The sequence below is a fragment of the Microcoleus sp. PH2017_24_DOB_U_A genome (assembly GCF_020738205.1).
Taxonomy (GTDB): Bacteria; Cyanobacteriota; Cyanobacteriia; order Cyanobacteriales; family Microcoleaceae; genus Microcoleus.
Window position 1 is genome coordinate 1 of sequence record NZ_JAEQCT010000006.1, and the last position, 3,858, is coordinate 3,858.

At 42.5% G+C, this 3,858-nt stretch carries 6 protein-coding genes; 3 read left to right on the forward strand and 3 right to left on the reverse strand.

Annotation, left to right across the window (positions count from 1 at the left end; genetic code table 11):
- Positions 1-87: 87 nt before the first annotated feature.
- Both JGK07_RS00100 and JGK07_RS00105 read right to left on the reverse strand, forming a co-directional pair.
- Positions 88-285, reverse strand: a complete 198-nt coding sequence (locus JGK07_RS00100) for a hypothetical protein (RefSeq protein WP_293226827.1) — start codon at positions 283-285, stop codon at positions 88-90.
- Between the two features lie 204 nt (positions 286-489).
- Complete coding sequence (locus JGK07_RS00105; RefSeq protein ID WP_293187232.1) at positions 490-1,149, reverse strand: Fe2+-dependent dioxygenase; 660 nt, start codon at positions 1,147-1,149, stop codon at positions 490-492.
- A gap of 168 nt (positions 1,150-1,317) precedes the next feature.
- Here JGK07_RS00105 and JGK07_RS00110 point away from each other — a divergent pair, with 168 nt between their 5' ends.
- From JGK07_RS00110 to JGK07_RS00120, 3 genes are all read left to right on the forward strand, one after another.
- The gene (locus JGK07_RS00110) at positions 1,318-1,512 is read left to right on the forward strand and encodes a hypothetical protein (RefSeq protein WP_293199387.1); all 195 of its coding nucleotides are present in this window, start codon (positions 1,318-1,320) and stop codon (positions 1,510-1,512) included.
- Between the two features lie 63 nt (positions 1,513-1,575).
- Complete coding sequence (locus JGK07_RS00115) at positions 1,576-2,028, forward strand: transposase family protein (RefSeq protein ID WP_293187228.1); 453 nt, start codon at positions 1,576-1,578, stop codon at positions 2,026-2,028.
- An 11-nt stretch (positions 2,029-2,039) separates the two neighbouring features.
- Positions 2,040-2,729 carry an ISL3 family transposase gene (locus tag JGK07_RS00120; RefSeq protein ID WP_293187234.1) on the forward strand — a complete coding sequence of 230 codons (690 nt, stop codon included), beginning with the start codon at positions 2,040-2,042 and terminating at the stop codon, positions 2,727-2,729.
- Positions 2,730-2,984: 255 nt separating this feature from the next.
- Here the strand turns inward: JGK07_RS00120 and JGK07_RS00125 are convergent.
- A partial coding sequence (locus JGK07_RS00125; protein ID WP_293199388.1) for a transposase occupies positions 2,985-3,858 on the reverse strand: 874 nt, incomplete at its 5' end.

Sequence of the window (3,858 nt, forward strand, 5' to 3'; positions counted from 1 at the left end):
TGTTTAATCTTCTACTTTTTGAGTTTTTGAGCAACAGCTTGCCTGAGATTCAAAGGTGGCTACTTTTAGCTGCGCTCATTTTTTAGTCTAAACTACAGTAATGTTGTAACGGCTGTCATTCCCGCTTTCGTAGCCAGAATTGCTGTTACCACTTTCACCGCTTTCGCCACTTTCCCCAATTGAGAGTTGGTATCTCTCCGATGATGCTCGATCGACATCGATAGAATTGTCTTGTGTCACATAAGACTGTCCCACGCCTGTCCAAATTTTAGTTTGGTTGCTCATTTGTCAAATCCTGGTTGTTTAACTCGTCTACCATTACTGTGACAAAACAAAGTAAAGAACTCGGAAAGACCTAAAATTTATTTCATCCGCTTCCAAAACCTCCTCAATAGTCCTGGACACACGACATCCATATCTGGTGTGAATCTAGGGGCAATTCCCGTGGTTGCCCCAATCCCTTAGTCTCTTGCGTAAGTCCTGCTCAACCTAAACATCAGCCCATTTTCGCAGCAAATTAGCAATGCTTTTGGATAGCAAGTCAAACTCCGCTGTCTTTCCAGACTTCTGAAAAAGGGTATCGCGAACCGTATCCAAATCAAAGAGAATTTCTCGATTATGAGCATCCCGAACTAAACTCTGCACCCAAGTCACCGCCGCTAGTCTTTCACCTTCAGTGATAGGTTCCACACGATGTAAAGTTGTAGTAGGATAAACAACCATTGAACCAGCATCAAGTTTAAAAGCTTGTTCGCCTTGGGTACTTTCAATCACTAATTCCCCGCCCGTATAAGTTGCAGGATCGCTGAGAAATAGAGTGAGAGACAAATCCGATCGCATTAGTTCTTCATCTCCCATAATCGCATTATCAATATGTGTCCCGTAGTACATTCCTCCCTGATAGCGACTAAACATAATGGGACGAATTGCTTTAGGGCGCGCCACTATTTGGAATAAAGAATTGCGTTTTAGTGCTTGATTGACTAAATTTCTGAGTTCCTGAGTTGGAGCCACATCATTTTTTAGTTGAGAATTATTTTTTACTTGTTGGGCGTACCAACCTGCTGTTAACTTCCCATCGACAAATTCAGCATTTTTTAGGCGATCGACAATTAATCCTAATTCCTCTGAAGTCAGAAGATTTGCCATACAGATAATCATTTTGGACACTCCTACAGGTTGCTAATGGACTCGCATTGTAGCAGCAATAAGGTAATGTCTGTGCAAACAATTTTTAGAGGTTTTTGGTTCTTTCCGAGTTCTTTACTTTTTTCTGGGATAGTAGCAGTAATCACCCAGAATAACGCTTTTTGAAATATGCAAAATAAAACTAAGATTTGGCTCGGCATTGGAGCTTGCGTTTTAACCTCTGTAGCTGCTAGTGCGATCGCATCTCAGAATGATAGCAATGTTAATCACTTCTCCCCTATTTCTCTTTTAAGTAATGCTGCTAATTCATCGATGAGCAACAGCAAGCCGGTTAAACCGATCGTCTTAATGACTGTAGTTTAGACGGCTCTTCTGGCTTTTTGGTGAAAAGTGTATAATGAGATACTACTAATTGATTTCTACCGTATGGATCTTCATCTTGACAGACTGCTTAATCTACCCGATGTTACTGTTGAAAGTTGCATCCAATTCGCACCTGAGGTTATCTTGAAACTCCGCTTCCTTCAGGAAGAAAGTAATTGTCGATACTGCCAGCGTCCGAGCGCTCAATTAAATCAAAACCGACCTGTATTGATACGGGATCTATCGATTTTCGGTCAACCAGTTTATCTGAAAGTTCCGCGTCGCCAATTTTACTGTAGGACTTGTCAGAAATACTTTACGGAAAGTTTGAACTTTGTCGATTGGGAACGGCGATATACCCAACGCTATGAGAATCATATCTATCAGCGAGTTCAAGCAACCACCATCGAACAAGTTAGCCGAGAGGAAAATTTAAGTTGGGATCAAGTACAGGGGATTTTCAATCATAGGTTTGATCAATCAAAAAAGCAGACTGGGGAACGGTTACTCGTCTGAGTATTGATGAAATTAGTAAACGCAAAGGGCATCAAGATTTTGCCACAGTTGTTGCCGATATTGACCGTGGAAAATTGGTTGAGGTGATTGATAGTCACAAACAGGATGACATCATCAAAGTGCTTCAGCAGCAACCGATTGAGCTGCGTGAACAAGTCGAAGAAGTGAGTGTTGATATGTGGGGAGGCTTTCCCAAAGTGGTTCAAGAAGTGTTTCCCAAGGCGCGGATTGTATTTGATCGATTTCACGTGATGAAACCAGTCAATGAAGAGTTAAATAAAGTACGCAAGCAAACTCAAATGACCCTCAAAGGGAGTAAATTCATTCTCCTCAAGAACGGGGTAGATTTGACCGAGGAGCAGAAGGTCAAACTGGCAGACATCTTAAAGCATTCAAAACGGTTGAAACTGGCTTATGAACTCAAAGAAGAGTTCAGAGATATTTTTGAACGTTCTGAGACTGTCGAAGCTGGGAAAGAGCAACTCCTTGCATGGCTAAAAAAAGCTCGTTCGGTTTACTGTGATGTTCTCACAACGATTCGTAATCATCTGGATGGAATCTGCAACTATTTTTTGAACCGAACCACGAGTGGCGTGATGGAGGGAATTAACAATCGAATTAAGTTGATTAAGCGACAAGCCTATGGCTTTATGAACTTTGATAACTTTCGAGCAAGGCTATTAGCTTGCTTTTCTGATTAGGTTTGCTTATCACCTTGACTCCAGAAGAGCCGTTTAGACTAAAAAATGAGTACAGCTAAAAGTAGCCACCTTTGAATCTCAGGCAAGCTGTTGCTTAAAAACTCAAGAGGGATCAGATTAAATAGCTAATNNNNAGTTCGTACCCTTCCTTTTTCCCAGCCGGGGGATTTTCCCCTATGTTTAGGGATTTTTGTAGGAGTACCAATGTCAACTAAAAGCGAAAACATTGATTGAGCAACACGTCCAGGGGTAAAATTAATGGTAGCAGATTGCCTGCAGTAAGACATTCTCAACGACTAAATCCCTAGCTAGCCAGAGTTGCCAACTCATCAATGGCATTAAATCACTCCAACGCTCGGATTGTTCGGGAGTTCTCAGATTAGGCAATGTCCAATGCAATCGTTGCTTGGCAAACCGATACCAATGATCCACTCCAAAACGTCGTAAATATTTGAACCAGACTGTTTCCAAAGGTAGAGTCCGTTCTCCCACCCAAACCAGCCACAAGGGTGGAAACGGCTGACCGTTTGACATGGGCTTCATTCTTTCCACCAGGATTAAATTGACTTTTTGTCCAGGGGCGCGATAAAAATGCAAGTCAAGCCATTGTTTGACTCGGACTTTTCCCAAATCTGGATGTTCGTCAATTTCAATCTCTGTATCAGCTTCGAGCCATGTAGTTGGGTCGCCCAGTCTCATTTTTTGCCCGTGTTTGGGTGGTCTACCGCGACCACTATAGGCTGGTGGTGCTGACCATAAGCAGGCATTTTTTCGGACTCTCATTAAACAATCAGCAGGGATGTCCGCTTCTGTTAGCGCCAGTACCCAGCTTGCATTCCCATATTCTCGATCTAAAACTGCTAAAACTGGATTGACGCTATGTTCACAGACAAGTTTGAGTTGGGAAGCTGCTTGAAGTATGGGTGAAGACCCACTACTAATTCTTTCATGGAGTAGGGGTAATGCCCAACTTCCGATTGCTTCAGGTATCCACGCAATCGTACTGTATCCCTGACCCACAATTACACCCCTTTGATATTCATGGGTTCTATCTTGTAACGTTTTGGCATCTGCTCTCTCCCATGCAGTGTGGTCGATTGCTACTAATATATGTTCCGTTGGGGCTGCT